This is a genomic window from Dermacoccus sp. CCH2-D9 (genome assembly GCF_001556795.1).
In the GTDB taxonomy this organism is placed as follows: Bacteria; Actinomycetota; Actinomycetes; order Actinomycetales; family Dermatophilaceae; genus Dermacoccus; species Dermacoccus nishinomiyaensis.
The window spans coordinates 1-22,781 of sequence record NZ_LSJT01000027.1 but is presented as its reverse complement, the minus strand read 5'-3'; the positions used below and the strand labels follow the sequence as shown (position 1 = coordinate 22,781).

The following is a 22,781-nucleotide window of genomic DNA, read 5'->3' as shown; positions in this document are numbered from 1 at the left end:
CGGGCCTTGGGCAGGTCAGTGACGAGAAACGACGATGAACGAAGGAGACGGACATGGGTGAAGTGGTAGGCGCCGGTCTGCTGGCGCACGTGCCGACGATCATGCTGCCCGAGGACGTGCGGCGCAGCCTCAACAACGGCGAGGACACGACGCTCGTCGCCGGGCTCCAGCAGTTGCGGCGCGAGGTGTTCGACGTGCTCGACTACGACACCGTCGTCGTACTCGACAGCCACTGGGCGACCACCGTCGAGTTCGTCGTCACGGCGCAGGATCGCCGCTCGGGGCTGTTCACGTCGGAGGAGTTGCCGCGCGGCATGACGCGCCGTCACTACGACTTCCCCGGCGACCCGGAGCTCGCGCACCTCATCGCGAGCAAGGCCGACGAGCACGGCACGTGGATCACCGCGATCGACGACTACTCGCTGCCGATCTTCTACGCGACGACGAACATGTGGGAGTACCTCGGCAAGGGCCTCGACGACAAGAAGTGGATCTCCATCGGCGTGTGCCAAACAGCCGACACGGAGGACAACCTGCGCCTCGGCCGCGCGCTCGGTGACGCCATCCGCGAGAGCGACCGCAAGGTGCTGCTCATCGCCTCCGGCGCGCTCAGCCACACGTTCTGGCCGCTGCGCAAGCTGCGCGACCACGAGGCCGCCGGCAGCGAGCACATCTTCTCGCAGGAGGCGTGCCAGGCCGACCTGCAGCGCATGGAATGGTTCGCGAACGGCGATCACGCGCGCGTCCTCGACACGATGGACGAGTTCTACCGGTACAAGCCCGAAGCACGATTCGGGCACTACCTCATGATGATCGGTGCCCTCGGCGAAGGCGACTGCACCGCCCCGTCGCGTCAGTACGGCGAGTACGAGAACTCCGTCGGTACTGGCCAGGTGCACCTGTGGTTCGACCAGCCCGACGGTGGCTTCCCCGCGCCGCACCGTACCGTCATCGACGACGACGTCCTGCGCCAGAAGGCTGCCTCGGCGGCTGCTGAGGCGGGCCCGCAACACATTCCCGACGTCCCGGCCGCGGGCTGAGGGCGTCGGCTGTCCGCCGACCTTGACCTTGATCCCGATCCACCCCACGAGGAGAACCCGATGACCCTGCGCGAAACCCGCCGCATCCTGCTGGACGGCAACCCCGTCGACGTCGTCGTCGACGGTGACGACCTCGTCGCCGGCGACGGTCGTCGCGTCGCCATCGCCGACGCGACGCACCTGCCGCCCGTGACGCCGAGCAAGATCGTCTGCGTGCACCTCAACTACCGCAGCCGCGTCGACGAGATGATGACGACGCTGCCGAAGGCGCCGACGTACTTCCACAAGCCCGTCTCCGCGCTCAACACGCACGAGGGTGCCGTCGTGCGCCCCGAGGGTTGCAAGTGGCTCAACTACGAGGGCGAGATCGCCATCGTCATCGGCAAGACGTGCCGCAACATCTCGCCCGAGGAGGCCGGCGACTACATCCGCGGCTACACCGTCGCCAACGACTACGGCCTGCACGACTTCCGCGACACCGACTCCGGTTCGATGCTGCGCGTCAAGGGTGCCGACACGCTCTGCCCCGTCGGCCCCGGCGTCGTCGAGGGCTGGGATTTTCGCGGCAAGCGCATCCGCACCCTCGTCAACGGTGAGGTGAAGCAGGACGGCACGACCGACGAGATGGAGTGGAACATGCACTACCTCGTCGCCGACATCGCCCGCACCATCACGCTGCAGCCCGGCGACCTGCTGCTGTCCGGCACGCCCGCCATCTCGCGCACTGTGTACCCGGGTGACGTCGTCGAGGTCGAGGTCGAGGGTCTCGGCACGCTGCGCAACCACATCGTCACGGGGCCGACGCCGATCCGCACCGACGTCGGCGCTCAGGTGACCGAGTCCGAGGAAGTTCTCTCCACCGCCCAGGGTGGCGACTGGGAGTTCCGCGGTATCCGAAAGCCGATGCCTCCGCAGCCGTGATGCTCGCACCTTCTGGCGCGGCTTCCGGCGGTGTGGCTTCGCAGGCTCAGCCGCACCGCTCGGTGCGACACGACCGGCGGGGGCGGCGCGGAATGATGTCCCACTCGGTGCAATCACGCCACGAGTAGGAGCTGTTCGTGGCGAGTTCTCCCCACTCGGTGTTGATACGCACGATGTGGGAGTTGTTCGTGGCGAAGTCTCCCCACGTGGTGTCGAAACGCACCACGTGGGAGAACTGTGAGGTGATGACGATGACGATGACGACTAGGCGGGTGACGGCGTGAGTCGACCCATCATCGCGATGCCGGCGCGGTTCTCCGCGTCCGCGTCAGCTCTGCGCTACGGCGCAGATGTCATGGCGCGCGCGCTCATGGACGCCGTCTGGGCGGCGGGGGGCGAGCCGGTCGTCATCCACCCCGTTGCCCCGATCGCCGAGCCGATGACCGCTGGGGGCGATGACGGCACCGAGCGCGGGGCTCCCGACGCACTCGTCGACCCAACGCGTGGATTCGCCGGTATTCCAGACGCGTTCGTCGACCAGGTCGCCGAACGCGTGGCCTTCGCCGATGGCATCCTCCTGCCCGGTGGTGGCGACATCTCGCCCGTCTGGACAGGCGAAGCGATGCACGACACCCACTACGACGTCGACGTCGAACAGGACGCGTTCGACTTCGCACTCGCGCGCGTCATCGTCGGACGGGCCGTGCCGGTGCTCGCGATCTGTCGTGGCATGCAGTTGCTCAACGTGGCCTTGGGGGGCACGTTGCACTTCGACATGGACGACGAGCTCGGCGTGTCGGCGCACCGTCATCGCGTCGAGGACGTCGAGCTCGACCCGTCGTCTCGCCTCGCGCAGGTGCTCGGCGGGTCGAGCGTCAAGGCCAGCTGCTACCACCACCAGTGCCTACGGGACGTCGCGCCCGGCTGGCGGGTCGTCGCGCGTGCCGATGACGGGACGACGGAAGCCGTCGAACTCGACCCGACGACCGACGCTGTGGCGGCAGGCACCTCGGCGAGCGAGCGCGAGTCAGGCCTTGTGGGCGCGGGGGCCAGCATCGTCGCGGTGCAATGGCACCCGGAGGACACCTTCGACACCGATGCGCAGCAACTGCGATTGTTCAGCGACCTCGTCGAACGCGCCCGTCACGCCTGAGCGCGACGCACTTTCGACGCCGACGTGCAACAACTGCGGCTGCTCAGCGATCTCGTCGAGCGCGCTCGTCACGCCTGAGCCCACGCACACTGACCCCGGTTCTTCACGCTGTGTTTCCGGGGACGCGAGCCAAGAGCCAGGCGCCGACGGGGCCGTCGGCGTCTCGCGTTCACCTCGGCCCGGGGGGCAGTTCACCTAGGCACAAGTGCACCCGGGTGCATTTGCGCAGAGTCTGAGTGCGGAGCCACTCACTCGCCTCGGGCGTACTTCAGAGGGGGCATGCCGGCCGGGCCCTGCTCACGCGGGCCCGCCGGCGGAACGCCAGGCGCCGAGGGGCTGTGCGGGGTAGTCCATGAGTTCCGTCGTCTCGTCGATGACGACGAAGCCGCGTCGCTCGTAGTTTCGCAGCGCCGCCGGGCCGTCGAGGCTGCACGTGTGAACCCAGACGCGTTGCGTCGCCGGCGCCTTATGACGCTCGGCGAGCGTCCAGGCTGCGTCGATGCCATGGGCCAGCAGCGTGCGGCCGAGGCCCCGTCCGATGGCGGTCTCGACGAGTCCGAAGTAGCGAATCTCGACGCTCGCTCGACCACGCGCCTCCGCCGCGCCGACCGGTGTCGGCTGGATCTGCACGTAGCCCGCCGGTTCGCCGCCGACGTACGCGACGTAGGTCTCGGTGCCGGTGACGCCGAGGTCGGCGAGCCACTGCTCGCGCGTCCAGCCGAGGCGGTCGGTCCACGTCCACGGCCCGCCGACGACGGCGTAGAGGTAGCGGGCAAACTCGGGGCTCGGGTTCGGCACCAGGTCGATCCGAACGTCCTCAGGACGGCTCGCCATGTCGTCATGCGGGCCGGATGCGACGTCGGGGGCGTCGGCCGTCGGGGTGCTGACGCAGTGGCCACGCGGCGTGGTGTGCGGGCGCTCGGGCATCTCGAGCGTCCACGTGGTGACGGGGCGCAACGGCATGGTTCTCCTCGATCGGGCGGGTTGACTGGTAGGCGTCACATCATCGGCCACGCTGCGCCGGGCGGGCCTCGGGTGGACGTCAGACGGACGTGTGGGCGCCGAGGCCTTCGGCCGTCGTCACGACCTTGCGGAGTGCCTTCGTCAGGACGGTGAGTTCGTCGGGCGTCAGGTCGGCGACGAGTTGCTGTTCGCCGGAGTTGAACTGGGGAAACAGCTCCTCCATGAGCGTCATCCCGGCGGGCGTCAGTGACAGGTGCGCGAACCGCTTGTCACTCGACGACTGGGTGCGCTTGAGCCATCCCCGGGCTGAGAGGGTCTTGACGACGCCCGACAGCGTCGCCTTGCTGATGCCGGCGCTCTCGGCGACCTCGCGCGTCTCGGGTTCGCCGTAGATCCACACGCTCCACAGCACGACGAAACCCGTCCACGACAGCTCGTGCGGACGCAGGACGGTGTTCGTCATGTGGTTGCGCGATGCGTTCGCCGCGCGGTGGATGCTGCTGACGGCGTGCATGGCGGCGACATCGATCTTCGCGTCGGCCAGCTTGCTCGAGGCCAGGGTCTCGGTCTCGAGCAGCGTGTGATGACTCGGCATCAGCCCACATTATCTTTCGGATCCGAACAGACGTGGATGACGTCCACCGTGCCCCCGGCCGCGCGAGGTTCTCTCACATCAGATCGGAGCGAATGAGGAAGCGTTTGCCCTCGGGCGCCTCGAGGGAGAAGCCGCCGCCCCGTCCGTCGATGGCGTCGACGGTGAGGTGAGTGTGCTTCCACGTCTCGAACTGTTCCCGGCTCATCCAGAACTCCAACTCGGCATCGTCGCCTGCCACGTCCGGGAGCGTGAACGTGCCGAGCAGGACGTCGGCCTGACCCGTGCGGAACTGCCCTGCCGGGTAACACATCGGGGTCGACCCGTCACAGCACCCGCCGGACTGGTGGAACATGAGACGACCGTGCTCGGCCACGAGCTGGTGCAGCAGAGCGACGGCGTCCGGCGTCAGGGCGACCCGGCTGACGGTCTCTCCGGCCACACCGGCTCGTGACTCGAGGTTCATCACTTGTCCTCGCGCTCCGTCGTGTAGTCGATGACGACGCGCCCGTCGATCTTGCCGTGGTGCATCTCGTCGAACACCGCGTTGATGTCGTCGAGGTTCCGCTTGCTGAACGTCGGGTGGATGAGGCCTCGGGCGTAGAAGTCGAGAGCCTCGACCATGTCCTGCCGGGTGCCGACGATCGATCCGCGGATCGTCAGGCCCTTGAGGACGACGTCGAAGATCGGCGCCGGGAAATCACCCGGAGGAAGACCGTTGAACACGATGGTTCCCCCGCGACGCGCCATGCCGATGGCCTGGCCGAACGCCTTGGGGTGCACCGCCGTGACGAGGACGCCGTGGGCGCCACCGCCTGTGGCGTCGAGGACGGCCTGCGTCGGGTCCTCGACCGCGGCGTTCACCGTGACCTCCGCGCCGTGCTTCTTCGCGAGCTCCAACTTGTCGTCGGCGACGTCCACGGCGACGATCCGCATGCCCATGGCCTTGGCGTACTGGACGGCGATGTGCCCCAGCCCGCCGATGCCGGAGATGACGACCCACTGCCCGGGGCGCACCTCCGTCACCTTCAGACCTTTGTACACGGTGACGCCGGCGCACAGCACGGGAGCGATCTCGTGGGGGTCCGCGCCCTCGGGGATGCGAGCGGCGAACGTGGCGTCGACGAGCATGTACTGCCCGAACGAGCCGTTGACGCTGTACCCGCCGTTGGTCTGCTCCTCGCACAGCGTCTCCCAGCCGTTGCGGCAGTGTTCACACGTGCCGCACGCGGAGGCGAGCCAGGCGTTGCCCACCATGTCGCCGACGGCGAGTTCGGTGACGCCCTCGCCGAGTTTCTCGACGACGCCGACTCCCTCGTGGCCGGGGATGAACGGCGGTTCGGGCTTGACCGGCCAGTCACCGTCCTTGGCGTGCAGGTCGGTGTGGCACACACCCGATGCGATCAGCTTGACGAGCGCTTGACCCGGCCCGGGTTCCGGCAGTTCCACATCCTTGACGTTCAGGTCTTCGCCGAAGACGTCCACGACTGCAGCTTGCATGGTGCTCATGACTCTTTCCTTCGTGTGGTTGCGATCTGATCCGTGATGCGGGTCGGCTCAGAAGAAGCCGAGCTTGTTCTCCGAGTAGGAGACGAGGAGGTTCTTCGTCTGCTGGTAGTGGTCGAGCATCATGAGGTGGTTCTCCCGCCCGATGCCGGAGCTCTTGTAGCCGCCGAACGCGGCGTGTGCCGGGTAGTTGTGGTAGTTGTTCACCCACACGCGGCCCGCCTGGATGTCGCGGCCCGCGCGGTAGGCGGTGTTGCCGTTGCGGGACCACACACCGGCGCCGAGGCCGTAGAGGGTGTCGTTCGCGATCTTCAGCGCCTCGTCGTACGTACCGAACTTCGCCACGGACACGACCGGCCCGAAGATCTCCTCCTGGAAGATCCGCATGTTGTTCGTGCCCTCGAAGATGGTCGGCTCGACGTAGAAACCGCCACCCAGATCGCCGTCCAACTCGGCCTGCCGACCACCGGTGAGCACCTTCGCGCCCTCCTTCTTGCCGATGTCGAGGTAGGAAAGGATCTTCTGCAACTGGTCGTTCGAGGCCTGCGCGCCGATCATCGTCGAGTCGTCGAGCGGGTTGCCGGCCTTGATCTTCTTCGTGCGTTCGACGACGTCGGCCATGAACTGCTCGTAGATCGACTCCTGGACGAGCGCGCGCGACGGGCAGGTGCACACCTCGCCCTGGTTGAGGGCGAAGAGGGTGAAGCCCTCCTGCGCCTTGTCGTAGAACGCGTCGTCCGCCTGGGCGATGTCCTCGAAGAAGATGTTGGGGCTCTTGCCGCCGAGTTCGAGGGTCACCGGGATGAGGTTCTCCGAGGCGTACTGCATGATGAGGCGGCCGGTCGTCGTCTCACCCGTGAACGCGATCTTGCGGATGCGCTTGTTCGACGCGAGCGGCGCTCCGGCCTCGACGCCGAACCCGTTGACGACGTTGACGACACCGGCGGGGATGAGGTCCTCGATCAGTTCGATGAGCACCATGATCGACGCGGGCGTCTGCTCGGCGGGCTTGAGGACGACGCAGTTGCCGGCCGCGAGCGCCGGCGCGAGCTTCCACACGGCCATGAGGATGGGGAAGTTCCACGGAATGATCTGCCCGACGACGCCGAGCGGCTCGTGGAAGTGGTAAGCGACGGTGTCCTCGTCGATCTGCGAGAGGCTGCCTTCCTGCGCGCGGATGGCACCGGCGAAGTAGCGGAAGTGGTCGATCGCGAGGGGGATGTCGGCGTTGAGCGTCTCGCGCACCGGCTTGCCGTTGTCCCACGTCTCCGCGACGGCGATCTTCTCGAGGTTCTCCTCCATCCGGTCGGCGATCCGGTTGAGGATGAGTGCCCGCTCCGCGGGCGAGGTCTTGTTCCACGTCGGTGCCGCCGCCCATGCCGCGTCGAGGGCGGCCTCGATGTCCTCGGCGGTGCCGCGGCCCACCTCGCAGAACGTCTTGCCGGTGACCGGGGTGGGGTTCTCGAAGTACTGCCCCTTCTTCGGCGCGACCCATTCGCCGCCGATGAAGTGCTCGTAGCGCTTCTTGAACTCGACCTTGGAGCCCTCGGTTCCCGGGTTGGCGTAGACCGTCATCGCAGCTTCCTTTCCCTGAGCCCGCGGGATGTGACGCGGGGTTGCGTGATGTGCGTCACGTTACGAAGGGCTGCGTTGCATCAACGTTGCACTGCCCGTGCAACGCGCTCTGCGGGCGTCAGTTCGCCTGGCGCAGACGAGTGTCGAGCTGTTCGAGATGCGTGAGAACGATGGCCCGCTGCGGCGCGCGCGGTGGCAGGACGGTGAGTGCCATGTGCCACGACTCGACGTCATCGGCGGCCTCGGGCAGGTCGAGGTAGCGCAGAAGGGTCTCGGGAGTGGCGTCACTGAGCATCGCTTCGCGCAGCGACCCGGACGTCGAACGCAGCAGGTCGACGACGGGCTCCGCCTCGCTGCGCGTCAGCGAGGCTCCGCGATACAGCTCGAGGGCTTCGTCGTGCTCGCCGCGACGCAGATGCTCCGTGACCTGGACGGCATCAATGAGCAGTGGCCCCGTGAGGCGGTAGGGGCGGCTTTCGAGGTTCGGCGCGCCGGGAATCGTGTCGAGCCGTCGACGAAGCCGCAGCAACTCGCCGCGGATGGTGGCGGGCGGCGTGCCGTCCGGGTAGACGAGGGCCCCGATCTCGTCGGCGCTGAGGCCTTGGGGTTCGAGCGCGAGTGTCGCGAGGAGTTCGGCGTGGCGGTCGGTGAGTGCGTGGGTGGCCGTACCCGTTTCGATGCAGGGGCGGCCGTGGTGGACGAGACGCAGCCGCGCGCTCGTGTGCGGTGGAGGGGCGACCGGCACCCCGGCGAGGCGAAGTTCACGAGCCACCGCGGCCGCGGTGGCCTGCACGAGTGCGAGGGTGCGCCGGTCGGCCGCAGCGTCACCTCCCGTCACGTCGAGAGCGCCGAGCACCTCGCCGGTGACGGGGTCGACGAGCGGCGCCGCGGAGCAGCTGAACGGGTGGACGTCCGGGCGCGTGTGCTCCTCGCGATGGATCGAGACCGCCTCGCCGCGGGCCACAGCTCGGCCCGGCGCGTTCGTGCCGACCTGCGCCTCCGACCAGTTCGCCCCCGCGGTGAAGCCGATGCTCTCGGCGCGGCTGCGGGCGCGGGAGTCTCCGTCGACGTAGTGCAGGCGTGCCTCGCGGTCCGCGATGGCGATGACGAGACCCTCGTCGCGTGCCGTCGAGCTCAACAGCGAACTGACGAGGGGGATCGCGGCGGCGAGCCGAGCGTGGACGCAGCCGGGGCCGCACCCGCAGGCGCAACCCCGTGGACGGGATTTGTGCCGCATCCCTCCCCCTCTCGTCGTGACCCACATCACACTACACCCGTCCGGGGTGGGGTGGGTCGGCGGCGTGACGCTGCGTGCCGTGTGTCCACGAACTCATCTGCGACGCAGGCTGCCGCCCTTCGCGGCCGCCTCGCTCACACGAGACGTTCGAGCGTCTCGCCGCCGTTCCAGACGACGCCGATCTGCCGGTAGTAGCCGCCGATGATCTCGTCGACCTCCAGGGCGGCGAGTTCCTCCGTGGGCGATTCGAACAGGCGCAGATCGACGTCACCACGCCACGCCTGCCCGCCCTCGAACTCGGCCGCGCCGGATGAGATGAGCTCGCTGTAGGCGTCACCCATCGCGCCGCGGGCGATGTCGGGGTAGATGCGGTGGTGGGCCATCGGGTGGCCGTTGACGAAGCCGTTCGTCTCGGACGGTTCGCGCAGCGTCAGCACCGCCTCGGCGAGGCGACGGTCGCCCGCCGCGAGCGTCGCGCCGAACATTCCGCCCTCCGCGATCTGCGGCGCGCCCTGGCTGAAGGGGTGCGGGCGCGTCTGCCACATCGAGCCGAGCTTCTTCGGGTAGCCCTGGTGCAGGCCGCGGCCGATGGCGAAGTCCTTGTCGACCCAGATGTAGACGCAGCGGCTGAACGTGCGGCCCTCGTAGGAGCAGCGCACGACGACGAACGCCTCCTTGTACTGCGCGCGCACCGGGTCGAGCAGCTCCTCGCGCGACGAGCTGCACGACTGCCAGTCGGCCCAGATGAGCGCGACGGCGCCCGGGTCCTCGTCGGCGAGCTCCAGCGGTTCGGGCAGCAGTTCGCGTACGCGCTCGGGGTTCGTGCGGTACTCGACGGTGAGCAGGTCGCCCGAGTAGTACCACGGCGGTGACGGGATGATGCCCGACGTGCCGCCGACGGTGCGCGGGTAGAAGAAACCCTTGAGTTCGGGGGATTCGCTCATGGCAGAGCCCTTTCGGTGTCGGCGCGTGTGCGCGCGGCGAGGGCGTCGAAGTTCCTTCGCCGTAAATCGTTCGTATCCGTACGACACGCGCTATGCTACCCGATCATGAGGGTTTGTGTGGCGTGAGTCACACGGTATGTTCGGACCCGAACGAAACGTGCGCACCCCGACCCGGCAACCGTCGAGGTTCGCTCACAACGGCGTGAGAGGCGACGAGGCATGACGAACTCAGGGAGCAAGTCGAGCGAGCCGGGGGCCGTGGCCGAGGCCATGGCGAAGTGTCGGGCGGAGGGCATCGACGTCATCCGCCTCGGCTACTCCGACATCATCGGCACCGACCGCAGCAAGGACCTGCTCGTCAACCGCTTCGAACGCACGACGGGGCACGGCGTCGCGTTCTGCCGCAGCGTGTACGGCACGACGCCGATGGGCGACGTCGTCGACATCGAGGGTGGGCTCGCCGCCGGCCTGCCGGACATCGTCGCGCGCCCCGACATCGAGACGCTGACTCGCGTGCCGTGGGAGCCGGGCGTCGCACACGTCATCGCCGACGTCTTCAACCCCGACGGCTCGCCGTCAGCCGAGAGCCCGCGCTACGTGCTGAAGAACGTCATCGAGAAGTTCTCCTCGATCGCCGGCACGCCGATCTGCGGGCCCGAGCTCGAGTTCTACGTGCTGCAGGAGGACGAGAACTCCGATTCCGGCTGGTCGCGCTACGGCGAGATGAGCGGCAACGTCTACGTCAGCGGCCTGCGTGGTGACCCGGAGAACGTGTTGCTGCAGACGCTGCGTCAGCTCGGCGAGTACGACATCGAGGTCGTCGCCGCGAACCACGAGTTCTCGAGCGGGCAGTTCGAGATCAACCTGTGGCACTCCGACGCGATGGACGCCTCCGACCGCGCGTTCCGCTTCAAGGCCGCCGTCAAGGAGATGGCGCGGGCGCGCGGCAAGCTCGCGACGTTCATGGCGAAGCCGTTCAACGACGAGGGCGGTTCCGGTTTCCACCTGCACTTCTCGACGCAGGACGCCGACGGCAACCACCTGTTCGACGACCCGAACGGCGAGCACGGCCTGTCGAAGGTCGCGCACCACGCGATCGGCGGCATCCTCAAGCATGCGCCGGCGCTGACGGCGCTCGCGAACCCGACGATCAACTCGTACAAGCGGTTCGGGCCCGACACGCTCGCGCCGTGGCTCATCGACTGGGGTCTCGACAACCGCAGCGCGATGGTGCGCATCCCGCCGGAGCGCGGCTCCGCATCGCGTCTCGAACTGCGCCTCGGCGACGCGTCGGCCAACCCGTACCTGCTGACGGCGGCGACGCTGGCCGCTGCCTACCTCGGCATCCGTGACGAGATCGACCCCGGCGAGCCGCTCGTCGGCTACGGCTACGACCCGGAACGTTCGCCGATGCTGCCGTCGTCGCTGTGCGCCGCACTCGACGCGCTCGAGGCGGACACCGAGATGCGTGAGGTGCTCGGCGAGCAGTTCGTCGCGACGTTCCTCGCCTACAAGCGCAACGAGATCGAGCGCTTCAACAGCTTCATCACCGACTGGGAGTTCCGCGAGTACACCTACCACCTGTGATCGCGCCCGCGACCAGGCGCTTCGCGCACCCTTCCCGATTTTCCTGCTGAACGAGGAGAGACGACATGACCATCATCGACCAGGGCGCAGCTCCCGAGGCCGACGCCGCGTTCGACGTCGCCGACGTCGACTTGTCCAACATCGACCGCTTCCGCGACAACGAGGGATGGGCGCAGTTCGACGCGCTGCGTCACGCCGACCCGGTGCACTGGACGGAGGAGAGCGACGGCAAGGGCTTCTGGGCCGTCACGAAGTACGACGACATCTGGGTCGTCGACAAGGATTCCGAGACGTTCACGTCGGAGCAGTTCGTCAACCTCGAGGACGTCGACGACGACCTCATGGATTTCCGCCGCTCCATCCTCGAGACGGACGGCGCCCGTCACGCCGCGCTGCGCAAGCTCATCCAGCGCGAGTTCTCGCCGCGCAACCTGCTGAAGAACTACGAGGCGTTCCTGCGCGAGCTGACGAAGAACACCGTCGACGAGGCGAAGAAGGCGTCGCCGAACGGCGAGTTCGACTTCGTCGAGAAGATCTCCGCGGACTTCCCGATCCAGGTGCTCGCCCGTCTGCTCGACGTGCCGCGCGAGCACACGGGCCAGCTCATCCAGTGGGGCAACGAGATGGTCGCGAACACAGACCCCGATTACACCGAGCACCTGCTCGACTCGCCCGAGTCGGAGAAGTACCGTCACCTGCCGTTCCGTTCGCCGACGGTTCAGGACGTGTGGGACTACGGCCGCGACCTGCGCGACAAGCGCGTCGGTGGCGAGGGCAAGGACCTCGTCTCGATCCTCGCGAACAAGATGCCCGAGGACGGGGTTCCGCTCACCGACCAGGACTTCAACAACTACTTCTCACTGCTCGTCATCGCCGGCAACGAGACGACGCGTCACGCGATCAGCCAGATCATGCTCGGCCTCATCGCGCAGCCCGATCAGTTCGAGGCGATGAAGGACGATGCGTCGCTCATCGAGTCGGGCCTCGAGGAGCTGCTGCGCTGGGCGTCGCCCGTCTACCACTTCCGTCGGACGGCGACGAGGGATGTCGAGCTCGGCGGCAAGCAGATCAAGGCCGGCGACAAGGTCGTCATGTGGTTCGCGTCCGGCAACCGTGACGAGGACGTCTTCCCCGAGCCGTACAAGATCGACGTGACGCGCAAGAACGTCGATCACATGACGTTCGGCAAGGGCTCACCGCACCTGTGTCTCGGCAACAACCTCGCGCGCCTCGAGATCCGTCTGCTGCTCGAGGAGCTGCTGCCGCGCATCGACTCGATCGAGCTTGCCGGCGACGTCAAGCGCGTGCGCTCGAACTTCGTCAACGGGGTGAAGAAGCTCCCGGTTCGTGTTCAGTGGGCCAACTGACGCGGCGAATGACGCACGGTGGCGGGTAACTCACGGATTGGCGCGGAACTTCGCGCCTACCCGTGAGTTACCCGCCTCGCTGCGTGGGCAGCGGCGAACGCGAAGTCGACGTGGTCGGTCGGTTCGCGCGGCCGCCCAAAGCGTCAGTCCTCGACGATGACGAGCAGGCCCTTGTCGGCGATGACGGCGTCGAGGCTGACGCCTGTGAGGTCGCCGACTGCCTTCTTGAGCGTCTTCTCGGGATCACCGTCGATGACGGACGTCGGCTCTCCCTCGACGGGCTCGCCGTCCTCGGCGGTGATCTGCGCGTCGTCGAGCGACAGCATGCGGCTCGACTCGCCGGCGTCGATGATGAGCAGCCACGTCTTCGAGCCGCCCGCGAAGACGGCGGTGACGGCTTCGTCGGCGATGTCCGGGATGAGGTCGGGCTGCAGCATCAGCTCGTAGCCGACGAGGACGACGGCGTCGCGCTCGTCGTTCGTGCGCGCCGTGAAGGCGCCGACGTAACCGGCCGGCAGGGCGTTCGAGATGGCTTCCTCACCCGTGACGTAGTCGGTCGTCGCGTCGAGGATGCCGCTGGGAAGCTCGTCGATCGTCATGCCGGGAAGGACGGCGAACGCCGTGTTCATAGCCATGCCCCCAGCCTACGGGTGGTGCGATAGAACGACATGACCCGGCGCGGGGTGATTCACCCTCCGCCCGAATCTTCGACCCGCTCGCATACGGCGTCTTGCCGTGGTGCCGGCACGCAGCGCGGGTGTCCCGCGCCGGGGTGCCATCGCGGGGTGCGCTGCGCGGCCTCAGGCCATGGCGCCGCGTGAGGAAATCGGTCGAACGGTGGCCACGAACCGCCCTACGATCGGGTATGGACACCAGCCCAGACCCTCTGCAGCGCCTGAGCAAGCACCTCGCGGCGCGCCGGCGTGACGACATCGAGGGGCGCCCGGTCGTCATCCTCGCCCCCGTCCTGGCAAGCGCGACCCGTCACGTCGTGCAGGCCCGCGAGAACGGTGCCGCGCGCATCCTCGTGATCACGTGGGGCGACGGCACCGGCCCGCTGCCCGAGCCAGATTGGATCACGGTTCACCGCTTGGCGATGAGCCCGGTGCATGACGTGGTCGATGAGGTACGCGCCTGGCAGCACCTTCTGCGGGAGTCAGACGACGGGGTGGGCGCGGTGCTCGACGCGTTCGACCCCGAGGCGAGGGCTGTCGTCATCGTCGCGCTCGCTCTCGGCGCTGATTCGTTCTACGGGCGAGGCACCTACGGCGCGCGCAGCGAGAAGCAGGAGCGGTTGGAAGACAAGACGCTCAGTCGCGAGCTGTGGGAGGCGGCAGGCGTCCCGCATGCGCCCGAAGAGGTCGTCCCAGCACACCTCGACGAGGTGCGAGCGGCCGCCGCGCGTCTCGATCGCGGTGTCGGAACGGTCTGGTCGGCCGACGCGAGCGAGGGTCTCAACGGTGGCGCGGTGCTGGTGCGGCACGTCACGGACGACGGCGCGGCCGCATACGAAGCGCTCGCGCCCCATGCCGAGCGGCTGCGTCTCATGCCCTACCTCGAAGGTGTGCCCTGCTCCATCCACGGCCAGGTCGCTGACGACGGCGTCGCCGTCCTCCGGCCGGTGGAACTCGTGATGCTGCAGCCCCACGGCAGCGATCGCTTTCGTCAGGCGGGCATCTCTTCGTGGTGGGATCCGGCGCCGGCTGATCGCGATCAGATGCGCGCCACCGCCCGCGCTGTCGGCGAAGTGCTCGCGCGGCGCCATCACTACCGCGGCTCCTTCGGCATCGACGGCATCCTCACCGCTGAGGGTTTCATCCCCCATGAGCTCAATCCGCGTCACAGCGGCGGCATCTCAACGCTCGGCAAGGGCCTCGAGCGGTTCTCGTTGCTCGACACGCACCAGCACTTGCTCATCCACGGCACGCTGCCTCTGGCGATGACGCAGTTCGAAGACCTCGTTGTCGAGGCGTGCGACGCGGCGCGAATCGGCTCTGCCTACCTGGCGACGGAGGCCGTGCAGGCCGCAAAGACGACCACCGTTCATGTCTGCGGTCACCCGGGGCCCGACGCGCTCGTCACCGATGACGTGCGTGGCGCGCTCCAGGTCGTCGACGACGAGGCCGGGGCGACGGGGCAGCTCGAGATCGGGCCGGCGTCGATGGGTGCGCTCGTGCGTTTCACTCCCCTCGCCATCGAGCCGGGTGAACGACTGGCACCCTGGGCGCTCGCGGCCTATGAACTGGCTGACCGCCTTTGGGGCACCGGATATGGCGACCTCGTCGCTCAACCGCAGGTGCGCTGACAGAAAGGCACTGTTCGTCCCGGCGGCGCGTACCTCGGAGCGCACGGTCTCGAGGCGTCGGCCCAGGTGTTCGCGGCGGCTATCCAGGACGCAGGTGAGTCACGAAGTGCAGGGTGAGTCGCTTCCACATGACTCACCCTGCACTTCGTGACTCACCTGGCCGTACGCGCGTGTGACGGGCCCGGCGATGTGTCAGATGCCCGGCTCGGCGACCTCTTCGTCGGGCAGGGGAGCGTCGCGTTCGGCCGTGGCGGCCTGTCGGGCGAGGGCCTCGGCAGCCGCGTGGATCTGGTCGATGACGGGTTCGGTCTCGGGCTTCATCGTCACGCTGCGCAGGATGCGCGCGCCGACGAGGGGTTCGCCCTCCTGCGCCGACCCGGCGCTTCGCTCATCGATGACGTGCCCGCGCGCGGCCATGTCGTCGGCGTCCACCTGATACGTCGCGACGAACAGCGACTCGTCGCGCGGGGCATTCATGCCGGCGGTGAGGATCGCGCCGGAGCGACGGTCGATGTCGGTGAGCGAGTCGCCGATCGGGAAGTAGCTGACGATGTCGAGGTCCGGCTCCTGGTACAGCTCGAACACGTCGGACGCGCGCAACTTCTCGGCCCACGCAAGCGCAGCGCGACGCCCCGGCGCGACGACCTCACCCATGCCCTCACGCGTCAACGGCAGCAGCTGCAGCGTCATCCACAACGCGGCCGCCGACGCACCGGAGCGCGAGCACTCGAGCGAGATCTCGCCCATGTGGATGTCGTCGCCCGTCGTGAAGTACGTGTACGGCGAGGTGTGGTCGTAGAAGTTCGCGACGTTCGGATCCCTGAAGATCACCGCGCCGCAGCCGTACGGCTGAAGGCCGTGCTTGTGCGGGTCGATGACTACGGAGTCGGCCTCGTCGATCGCGCGGAACGCCGCCGCCACCTCGGGCGCGAGCAGCGAGTCGTCGTCGGCGAGGAGGCGGAAGAACCCGCCGTACGCGGCGTCGACGTGGACGCGGACGCCATACTTGCGGCACAGCGGAATCGCCTTGTCGATCGGATCGACGGCCCCCAAGCCCGTCGTCCCGGCCGTCATGACGACGGTGCCGATGCCGCCGTCCTTGAGGAACCACTCGAGCGCGTCAAGATCCATGCGTCCGCGGCTGTCGGTCGGGATCGACACCGACGGCACGTTGAGCAGGTGGCTCATGCGCCCATGCGTGTAGTGCGCGTCAGCGCTGTGCGCGATCGCCTTGCGCGGATGCGTCTCCCGCGCCACGAACAGCGCCTCCAGGTTCGCGACGGTGCCCGAGGTCGTCAGGTGGCCGAGGTGGCAGAGTCGGTTCCCGTCACCACATTCCTCTGGCTCGTCTCGGCTGCTCGCTCCGGGCCTCGCGTCGCTCGTGTCCTCACTCGCAGTTCGACGAGCGGTGCACCCGAACATGCGCGCAATCTCATCGGCCGCCTCGACCTCCATGCGCGTCGTCGCGGCGCCGGCGTCGAGGTCGTGGTTGTTGGGGTTGATGAGCATCGTCGTGAGATACCCGACGACGGCCGCCGGGTGCGGCGGCTTCAACATCTGGCCGACGTAGCGAGGGTGGAAGAACGGGTAGTTGACACTCAGACGCGACGTCAGTTCGTCGAATGCCGCCTTGAACTGCGCGTGCTCGACGCTCTGCGCCGGATGCGGGGTGGAGGGGCCGTACTCGTTCATCCACTCCGTGATGAATCGCGTTGCCTCGCCGAGGTATTCGGTCAGCTGCGGCATCGCGTCGGCCGACAGCCCGGGCACGCCGGCAGCAGCTGTGGCGCCGTCAGGCGGGGTGATCGTAATGGTCGTCTCCGATGCTCGCGCGTGATGTCAGGCAGTGGTGCCCTGCACATTCTGTGACGTGGGCCACGTGAAATAGACGAGATGGGGCTAGGCTCCTCGATACCTGTTCTCACTCTCTGCCATGCCTTCTGGGCATGGCCTCATCGGAAGGTCGCCCGTCGTGGAGCTGCGAGTCCTGCGCTACTTCGTCGCGGTCGCCGACGCCGGATCGGTGACGGCGGGGTCGGCGGCGTCGCACGTCAGCCAGCCTGCGGTTTCGCGGCAGTTGCGGGCGCTCGAGCGCGAGCTGGGGGTCGAGTTGCTCGTCCGTTCCGAGGGTGGGGTGCGGCTGACAGCGGCCGGGGCCGAACTGCTCGTGCTGGCCCGCGGCCTGCTCGAACGGGAGGCGACGCTCAAGCGCACCGCGGCGTTTCTCGCGTCCGGGAGGCTCACGTCGTTGACGATCGCCGCGCCGAGCACGACGCTCAGCGACGTCATCGCACCGTTCCTCGCGGCGGGCCCGGCGCGGGGTGCGTTGGCGCCGGAGGTCAACGTCGTCAGCCGTTCGACGAGTGAGGTCTTCGCGGCGCTCGGGGAGGGCGCGGACATCGTCGTCGCACCAGCCGTTCCGCCGCCGGAGGTGGCGTCGATGCTGATCGCCGAGTTGCCGGTGCGCGCGTACGTCGGCGCCCGGGGCGTGCTCGATGGTGAGGGCGCCGAGCGTGACCGCTCGGTGAATCTCGAGGCGCTCGCACGCGTCGACCCGCTCGTCATGCTGCCGGGCCGACACCCCGTCAGCCAGGTGTTGACGCGCGCGTTCGCCGAGGCGGGCCTCGCGCCACAGCACGTGCAGGAGGTCGACTCGCCGGAAGCCGCCCAGGCGCTCGCGGCCTCGGGGCGCGGCGTCGCGGTGCTGACGAACGACACCCGGTTCGGGCTCATCCCGCGCCGCGTGCGTGACGCCGACGGCTCGGTGCTGACGATGCCGCTGCATGCCGCGTGGACGCCGACGCATCACGCCGTCGACGAGATCGCCGCCCTCGCCGCCGAGCTGCGCGACTTCTGTGCGCGGCTCTACCGCGACGACCTCACGTCCTGAAAGGCGCGCCCGCCTGATCGGGCGTGAACATCGCCCGAGAACGCGTCGACCGTGATGCGGATCCGGGCAACGTTGACGCCCGCGTCAGTCGAGGCTGTCGAAATGCTCCGCGCTCCAGCCGACAAGGGGGGCGAGGTCGTCTCTTACGTCGGTCTCTTCGAGAACTCGGGCGTCAGCCGGCGCCATGTGGCGCCGAACCTCGCGTTCGAATAGGTCAACGCTCATCAGCTCGCGGCGACCTGCTCCAGGAACCCGTCGACGAGGACGCCGGCGCGGCGGCGGCCTTCGTCATCCCATTCCTTCGCGGCAGCGATCTCGGCGTCGGCGTCGCGCCCGAGGGAGGCGAGCATCTCGCGTCCGCCGTTGTCGCACCAGCCCGTCAGCATCTCGCTGGAGAGTTCGGGATGGAACTGCACGGCGAGGTTCTTGCGCAGCACGAAACCCTGCGACGCCATGTCGTTGCGCGCGAATTCGACGGCGTCCGGCGGCACCTGCCAGCGGTCGTAGTGCCAGGCGAACCACTTGCCACCGGGCACCATGTCCTCGCGTTCGCTGCTCACCTCGACGAACCCGATCTCCGGTTCGGGCGCGCGCCCGACCGAGCCGCCGTGCGTGCGCGCCAGAAGCTGCGCGCCGAAGCAGATGCCGAGGACGGGGACGCCCGCGGTGTCCGCGTCGCGCAGCAGCTGCATCTCGGGCGCCAACCATGAGCCGATCATCTCGTCGTCCCACGCCGACCAGTACGAGCCCATGACGACGAGCGCGTCGAACTCGCGCACGTCGGGAAACTCGACGTCGACGCCCGGGTTCTCGAAATCCTTCTCCGGCACGACCTGGAAGAGTGTCTCCTCGTAACCGCGCTCGCGAAAGCGATCCGCGACGGCGCCGGGGGGCGAACAGTGGTCGTGCTGGACGATGAGGACGCGCTTGGTCATGATGAACTCCTGGCGACGGCCCGCACGACGATCGAGGCGTCAGGCGGGGGCGATTGGGCGGCGTGCTCCCACGCTAGGCCAGATCGTTCGCCCCCGAAAGACTTTGCGGCGATGGAATGTTGCCTGGGTCACACACCCGTCATGAACATGCGTAGACTGACAACTCGTTCGCACCCGAACAACATCGCGTCGTGCGTCGCCTCCCTGCGTGCAGATGCACCCGGGTGCATCTGTACGCAAGGGGGGCGAGACGACGCGCTGTGCGCAGTGAAGGAGACAGGCATGGTTTCGGAATCGACTCAGCCCGAGGCGAAGACGCTTCTCGTCGTCGACGGGATCGACGACGCCGCCGACGGTGTCCGCCTCCTGACGCTGCGCGCCGCCGACGGCGCAGACCTGCCCGAGTGGGCCCCCGGAGCGCACCTCGACCTTGTCCTCGGCGGCGTGAGCGACGCCGAGTTGAAGGACGCCGAGCAGGGTGACCTGCCCGAGCACGACCCGTTCGACGAACTCATCCGTCAGTACTCGCTGTGCGGCGACCCGGCCGACCGCAGCCGCTTCCAGGTCGCCGTCCTGCGCGAGAGCGAATCGCGAGGCGGTTCCTCCTACATCCACGAAACGCTGAAGGTCGGCGACGAACTCGTCAGCTACGGCCCACGCAACCACTTCGAACTGCGCAAGGCGCCGACGTACGTCTTCGTCGCGGGCGGCATCGGCATCACCCCGATCCTGACGATGGTGCGCGCCGCGCAGGCGCAGGGCAAGAACTGGCACCTGTACTACCTCGGGCGCAGCGGGGCGACGATGGCCTTCCGCGACGAACTCGCCTCCTTCGGCGACAGGGTGACGTTCTGGCCCAAGGCCGACAAGGGTGCCTTCGACCTCGCTGCCACCCTCGCCGACGCCGACGCTGCGGGCCCCGCGCTCGTCTACTCGTGCGGGCCGGAGCGTCTGCTCGCGGCGATCGAGGACGGGTGCAGGAGCCGCGCCAACCTCGTCGCGCACGTCGAACGCTTCAGCCCCAAGGAGATCGACGACTCGGGCAACACCGAGTTCGACGTCATCCTCGAAGAATCCGACATGCGCCTCACCGTGCCCGCCGACAGGTCGATCTTCGAGGTCGTGCGCGAGGCCGGTGTCAGCGTCCTCGGCTCCTGCCTCGAAGGCATCTGCGGCACCTGCGAGACGGGCGTCATCGCCGGCGAGATCGACCACCGCGACTCCGTGCTCGAGGACGACGAGCGTGAGGAGGGCGACATCATGATGATCTGCGTGAGCCGCTGCAAGGGCAAGGAACTGACGCTCGAGCTCTGACGCTCGATTGTCGATGCTCAGGACCTGACGCGCGGGCCCCTCCTTCTGCGTGCAAGTGCACCTGGGTGCACTTGCACGCAGAAAGAGGAGGGGCTCTGGGAAGTCGCGCGGCTCACAGACCCCCGCTGCGCCTTACTGTCCGGTAACATCAGTCGTTTGGTCAGCGTTTCGCCGAACGTACTCGGCGGTTCTAGAGTTGTTGCATGGCTTTCACGCAGAACACCAACGTGCGTCCGCGCATCCTCGTCGTCGGCGGCGGGTACCTGGGTTTCATCACCACCAAGAAGCTGCTCGCCTCCCTCAAGGACGGCGAAGGTTCGGTGACGGTCGTCGACCCGAACCCCTACATGACGTACCAGCCCTTCCTGCCGGAGGTCGCCGCCGGTTCGATCGAGGCGCGTCACGCGCTCGTGCCGCTGCGCCGTCACCTCAAGGGTGCGGAGATCATCACCGGCAAGGTGACGTCGATCGACCACGCGAACCGCACGGTCAACGTCGACCCCGAGCTCGGTGACGACTTCACGCTCGAGTACGACCACATCGTCATGGCCGCCGGCTCCGTGCCGCGCGCGCTGCCGATCCCCGGCCTCGCCGAGGAGGGCATCGGTTTCAAGACGATCGAGGAAGCCGTCACGCTGCGTGACCACGTCCTCGCGCGCCTCGACGAGGCCGCCGTCCTCACCGATCCCGAGGAGCGCAAGCGTGCGCTGACGTTCGTCTTCGTCGGCGGCGGGTTCGCCGGCATCGAGGCGATCGCCGAGATCCAGGACATGGTGAAGGACGCCATCAAGTACTACACGCGTCTGTCGCCCGAAGACCCGCGCTTCGTGCTCGTCGAGGCCATGAGCCGCGTCATGCCGGAGGTCAGCGAGGAGCAGGCGAAGTGGGTCGTCGCCTCCCTGCGCGAGCGCGGCGTCGACGTCTACCTCGACACGCAGCTCAAGAGCTGCGAGAACAAGCACATCGTCTTGTCGACTGGCGAGGAGTTCGACGCCGACACGATCGTGTGGAACGCGGGCGTCAAGGCCAATCCCGTCCTCGTCGACTCCGACCTGCCGATCGACGACCGCGGCCGTCTCATGGTCGGCACCGACCTGCGTGTGCGTGACGACGAGGGCAACGTCGTCGAGGGCGCCTGGGGTGCCGGCGACAACGCCGCCGTCCCCGATGTCACGGGCATGGGCCCCGGCGGGTTCTGCGTGCCGAACGCCCAGCACGCGCTGCGTCACGCGCCCGTCCTCGCCGCGAACATCCTGACGACGATTCGCGGCGGCGGCGAGATGAAGCAGTACAAGCACAAGACGATCGGCTCCGTCGCCGGGCTCGGCGTCGGCAAGGGCGTCGCCCAGGTCGGCAAGTACGGCCTGCGCGGCCTGCCGGCGTGGATGATGCACCGCGGCTACCACGCGTACGCGATGCCGACACTCGAGCGCAAGGCACGCATCCTCGGCAACTGGGCCGTCGGCATGATGTTCGGCCGCGACGCCACCGCCCTCATGGACCTCGAGACGCCGCGCCACGCGTTCGTCGACGCCGCCAACTCGAAGCCGGCGCCGAAGAAGGAGCCGAAGCACGTCGAGGCCGCCAAGTGAGCTGACGCCCGACGTCGCCATCAGCGCGCGTGGTTCTGCGGTTCTGCCCGCGGAGCACGCGCGCTGTCGTGTGTGATGGGTGGCGCCCCGCCAGCTGGGTGAGGCTGACGGGCGGGCCCGGCCGCAACGGCCGTGTCTGAGTGGCCTGACGTGGAGGGCGCCGGGGCGATGGGTTCCGGCGTCAGGAGCGTCGAGAACGATGAAGGCGCCGCACCCTCGCTGGGGTGCGGCGCCTTCGTCATGGGCGGCGCGATCCGGTCGGTGACGCAGACCGTCGTCGCGGTGAGATCAGTTGCGGTAGTGGCGCCCGTCGGTGGCGCGCTCGTCGACGACACCGTCGACACGGTTGCCGATGACGTCGCCCTCGCCCGCGCGACGACCCTCGGCTGCGCGGTCGGTGCCGACACGCTCCGTGCTGATGTGCTCGGTGGTGCGGTGGTCCTCGGGGTAGCGCTCGACGTCGCGCTGCGCGACGCGCTGGCGGGCCTCGGCGGTCTCGCGCAGATCGTGCTCCTTGTCGCGCTCGGCGGCGAGGCGCTCACGCTCGCGCTCGGCCTCGAGGCGCTGCTTCTCGCTGAGCTGGTGCTCCTTCTTGAGCTCCTTCGTCTCCTTGTGCTGGCGGTACTTGCGCTTCGTGCCGGCGGCGATCAGGCGCGTCGCGGCCCACACGAGCAGCAGCGTCAGGGCGCCGAGGAGGAACACGGTGAGCGGCGTGAGGTTGGCGTCGATGCCGAAACCGTGGAAGTGGACGTCGTTGTTGTTCTCTCCGTTGAGCCCGAAGAGGACCCACAGGACGAGGGCTGCTGCGGCGATGAGCAGCAGGACGGCGAGAGCGAACATGGCAACTCCTTGTGCAGATC

General features: G+C 68.2%; 21 protein-coding genes. 9 read left to right on the top strand and 12 right to left on the bottom strand.

Annotated elements, in window-relative coordinates; translation table 11 throughout:
* The first annotated feature begins 53 nt into the window (after window positions 1-53).
* Window positions 54-1,040 carry a 3,4-dihydroxyphenylacetate 2,3-dioxygenase gene (locus AX669_RS02080; RefSeq protein ID WP_062256250.1) on the top strand — a complete coding sequence of 329 codons (987 nt, stop codon included), beginning with the start codon at window positions 54-56 and terminating at the stop codon, window positions 1,038-1,040.
* A 60-nt stretch (window positions 1,041-1,100) separates the two neighbouring features.
* Complete coding sequence (locus tag AX669_RS02075) at window positions 1,101-1,961, top strand: fumarylacetoacetate hydrolase family protein (protein ID WP_197418830.1); 861 nt, start codon at window positions 1,101-1,103, stop codon at window positions 1,959-1,961.
* Window positions 1,962-2,007: 46 nt separating this feature from the next.
* On the opposite strand, the gene AX669_RS02070 is transcribed toward AX669_RS02075, so the two are convergent.
* On the bottom strand, window positions 2,008-2,187 hold the full coding sequence (locus tag AX669_RS02070) for a hypothetical protein (RefSeq protein WP_062256249.1): 180 nt from the start codon (window positions 2,185-2,187) through the stop codon (window positions 2,008-2,010).
* 54 nt (window positions 2,188-2,241) lie between these two features.
* Between AX669_RS02070 and AX669_RS02065 the strand changes: the two genes are divergently transcribed.
* Window positions 2,242-3,114 carry a gamma-glutamyl-gamma-aminobutyrate hydrolase family protein gene (locus AX669_RS02065; RefSeq protein WP_062256245.1) on the top strand — a complete coding sequence of 291 codons (873 nt, stop codon included), beginning with the start codon at window positions 2,242-2,244 and terminating at the stop codon, window positions 3,112-3,114.
* A gap of 297 nt (window positions 3,115-3,411) precedes the next feature.
* On the opposite strand, the gene AX669_RS02060 is transcribed toward AX669_RS02065, so the two are convergent.
* From AX669_RS02060 to AX669_RS02030, 7 genes are all read right to left on the bottom strand, one after another.
* On the bottom strand, window positions 3,412-4,077 hold the full coding sequence (locus AX669_RS02060; protein ID WP_006946994.1) for a GNAT family N-acetyltransferase: 666 nt from the start codon (window positions 4,075-4,077) through the stop codon (window positions 3,412-3,414).
* Between the two features lie 79 nt (window positions 4,078-4,156).
* Entirely contained in the window at window positions 4,157-4,672 is a 516-nt protein-coding gene (locus tag AX669_RS02055; RefSeq protein WP_006946992.1) for a MarR family winged helix-turn-helix transcriptional regulator, read from the bottom strand.
* A 73-nt stretch (window positions 4,673-4,745) separates the two neighbouring features.
* Window positions 4,746-5,135 (bottom strand): DUF779 domain-containing protein, encoded by a 390-nt coding sequence (locus AX669_RS02050; protein ID WP_006946990.1) that lies wholly within the window; start codon window positions 5,133-5,135, stop codon window positions 4,746-4,748.
* A complete protein-coding gene (gene adhP, locus AX669_RS02045) occupies window positions 5,135-6,178 on the bottom strand; it encodes an alcohol dehydrogenase AdhP (protein WP_006947064.1) in 1,044 nt (347 codons plus the stop codon). The genes AX669_RS02050 and adhP overlap by 1 nt, the downstream gene beginning before the upstream one ends.
* A gap of 48 nt (window positions 6,179-6,226) precedes the next feature.
* A complete protein-coding gene (adh, locus tag AX669_RS02040) occupies window positions 6,227-7,750 on the bottom strand; it encodes an aldehyde dehydrogenase (protein WP_006946923.1) in 1,524 nt (507 codons plus the stop codon).
* Between the two features lie 118 nt (window positions 7,751-7,868).
* The gene (locus AX669_RS02035; RefSeq protein ID WP_062256242.1) at window positions 7,869-8,888 is read right to left on the bottom strand and encodes a GAF domain-containing protein; all 1,020 of its coding nucleotides are present in this window, start codon (window positions 8,886-8,888) and stop codon (window positions 7,869-7,871) included.
* 233 nt (window positions 8,889-9,121) lie between these two features.
* Window positions 9,122-9,931 (bottom strand): acetoacetate decarboxylase family protein, encoded by an 810-nt coding sequence (locus AX669_RS02030; protein WP_062256240.1) that lies wholly within the window; start codon window positions 9,929-9,931, stop codon window positions 9,122-9,124.
* A 219-nt stretch (window positions 9,932-10,150) separates the two neighbouring features.
* Between AX669_RS02030 and AX669_RS02025 the strand changes: the two genes are divergently transcribed.
* Window positions 10,151-11,518 (top strand): glutamine synthetase family protein, encoded by a 1,368-nt coding sequence (locus tag AX669_RS02025; protein ID WP_062256238.1) that lies wholly within the window; start codon window positions 10,151-10,153, stop codon window positions 11,516-11,518.
* A 65-nt stretch (window positions 11,519-11,583) separates the two neighbouring features.
* On the top strand, window positions 11,584-12,885 hold the full coding sequence (locus AX669_RS02020) for a cytochrome P450 (protein ID WP_062256236.1): 1,302 nt from the start codon (window positions 11,584-11,586) through the stop codon (window positions 12,883-12,885).
* A 143-nt stretch (window positions 12,886-13,028) separates the two neighbouring features.
* Here AX669_RS02020 and AX669_RS02015 read toward each other — a convergent pair whose 3' ends face one another.
* The gene (locus AX669_RS02015; protein ID WP_131940319.1) at window positions 13,029-13,520 is read right to left on the bottom strand and encodes a hypothetical protein; all 492 of its coding nucleotides are present in this window, start codon (window positions 13,518-13,520) and stop codon (window positions 13,029-13,031) included.
* 230 nt (window positions 13,521-13,750) lie between these two features.
* Between AX669_RS02015 and AX669_RS02010 the strand changes: the two genes are divergently transcribed.
* Window positions 13,751-15,190, top strand: coding sequence for a hypothetical protein (locus AX669_RS02010; RefSeq protein ID WP_062256233.1), 1,440 nt, complete (start codon window positions 13,751-13,753; stop codon window positions 15,188-15,190).
* Between the two features lie 192 nt (window positions 15,191-15,382).
* On the opposite strand, the gene AX669_RS02005 is transcribed toward AX669_RS02010, so the two are convergent.
* Window positions 15,383-16,960, bottom strand: a complete 1,578-nt coding sequence (locus AX669_RS02005; protein ID WP_231729371.1) for an aminotransferase class V-fold PLP-dependent enzyme — start codon at window positions 16,958-16,960, stop codon at window positions 15,383-15,385.
* Window positions 16,961-17,162: 202 nt separating this feature from the next.
* On the opposite strand from AX669_RS02005, the gene AX669_RS02000 reads away from it, so the two are divergent.
* Window positions 17,163-18,080, top strand: a complete 918-nt coding sequence (locus AX669_RS02000; protein WP_006947095.1) for a LysR family transcriptional regulator — start codon at window positions 17,163-17,165, stop codon at window positions 18,078-18,080.
* Window positions 18,081-18,304: 224 nt separating this feature from the next.
* Here AX669_RS02000 and AX669_RS01995 read toward each other — a convergent pair whose 3' ends face one another.
* Complete coding sequence (locus tag AX669_RS01995) at window positions 18,305-19,015, bottom strand: type 1 glutamine amidotransferase (RefSeq protein ID WP_006947056.1); 711 nt, start codon at window positions 19,013-19,015, stop codon at window positions 18,305-18,307.
* Between the two features lie 282 nt (window positions 19,016-19,297).
* Between AX669_RS01995 and AX669_RS01990 the strand changes: the two genes are divergently transcribed.
* Both AX669_RS01990 and AX669_RS01985 read left to right on the top strand, forming a co-directional pair.
* Window positions 19,298-20,329 carry a PDR/VanB family oxidoreductase gene (locus tag AX669_RS01990; RefSeq protein WP_062256231.1) on the top strand — a complete coding sequence of 344 codons (1,032 nt, stop codon included), beginning with the start codon at window positions 19,298-19,300 and terminating at the stop codon, window positions 20,327-20,329.
* 203 nt (window positions 20,330-20,532) lie between these two features.
* The gene (locus tag AX669_RS01985; protein WP_006947068.1) at window positions 20,533-21,921 is read left to right on the top strand and encodes an NAD(P)/FAD-dependent oxidoreductase; all 1,389 of its coding nucleotides are present in this window, start codon (window positions 20,533-20,535) and stop codon (window positions 21,919-21,921) included.
* A 288-nt stretch (window positions 21,922-22,209) separates the two neighbouring features.
* Here AX669_RS01985 and AX669_RS01980 read toward each other — a convergent pair whose 3' ends face one another.
* Entirely contained in the window at window positions 22,210-22,761 is a 552-nt protein-coding gene (locus tag AX669_RS01980; protein ID WP_062256229.1) for a hypothetical protein, read from the bottom strand.
* Between the last annotated feature and the right edge of the window lie 20 nt (window positions 22,762-22,781).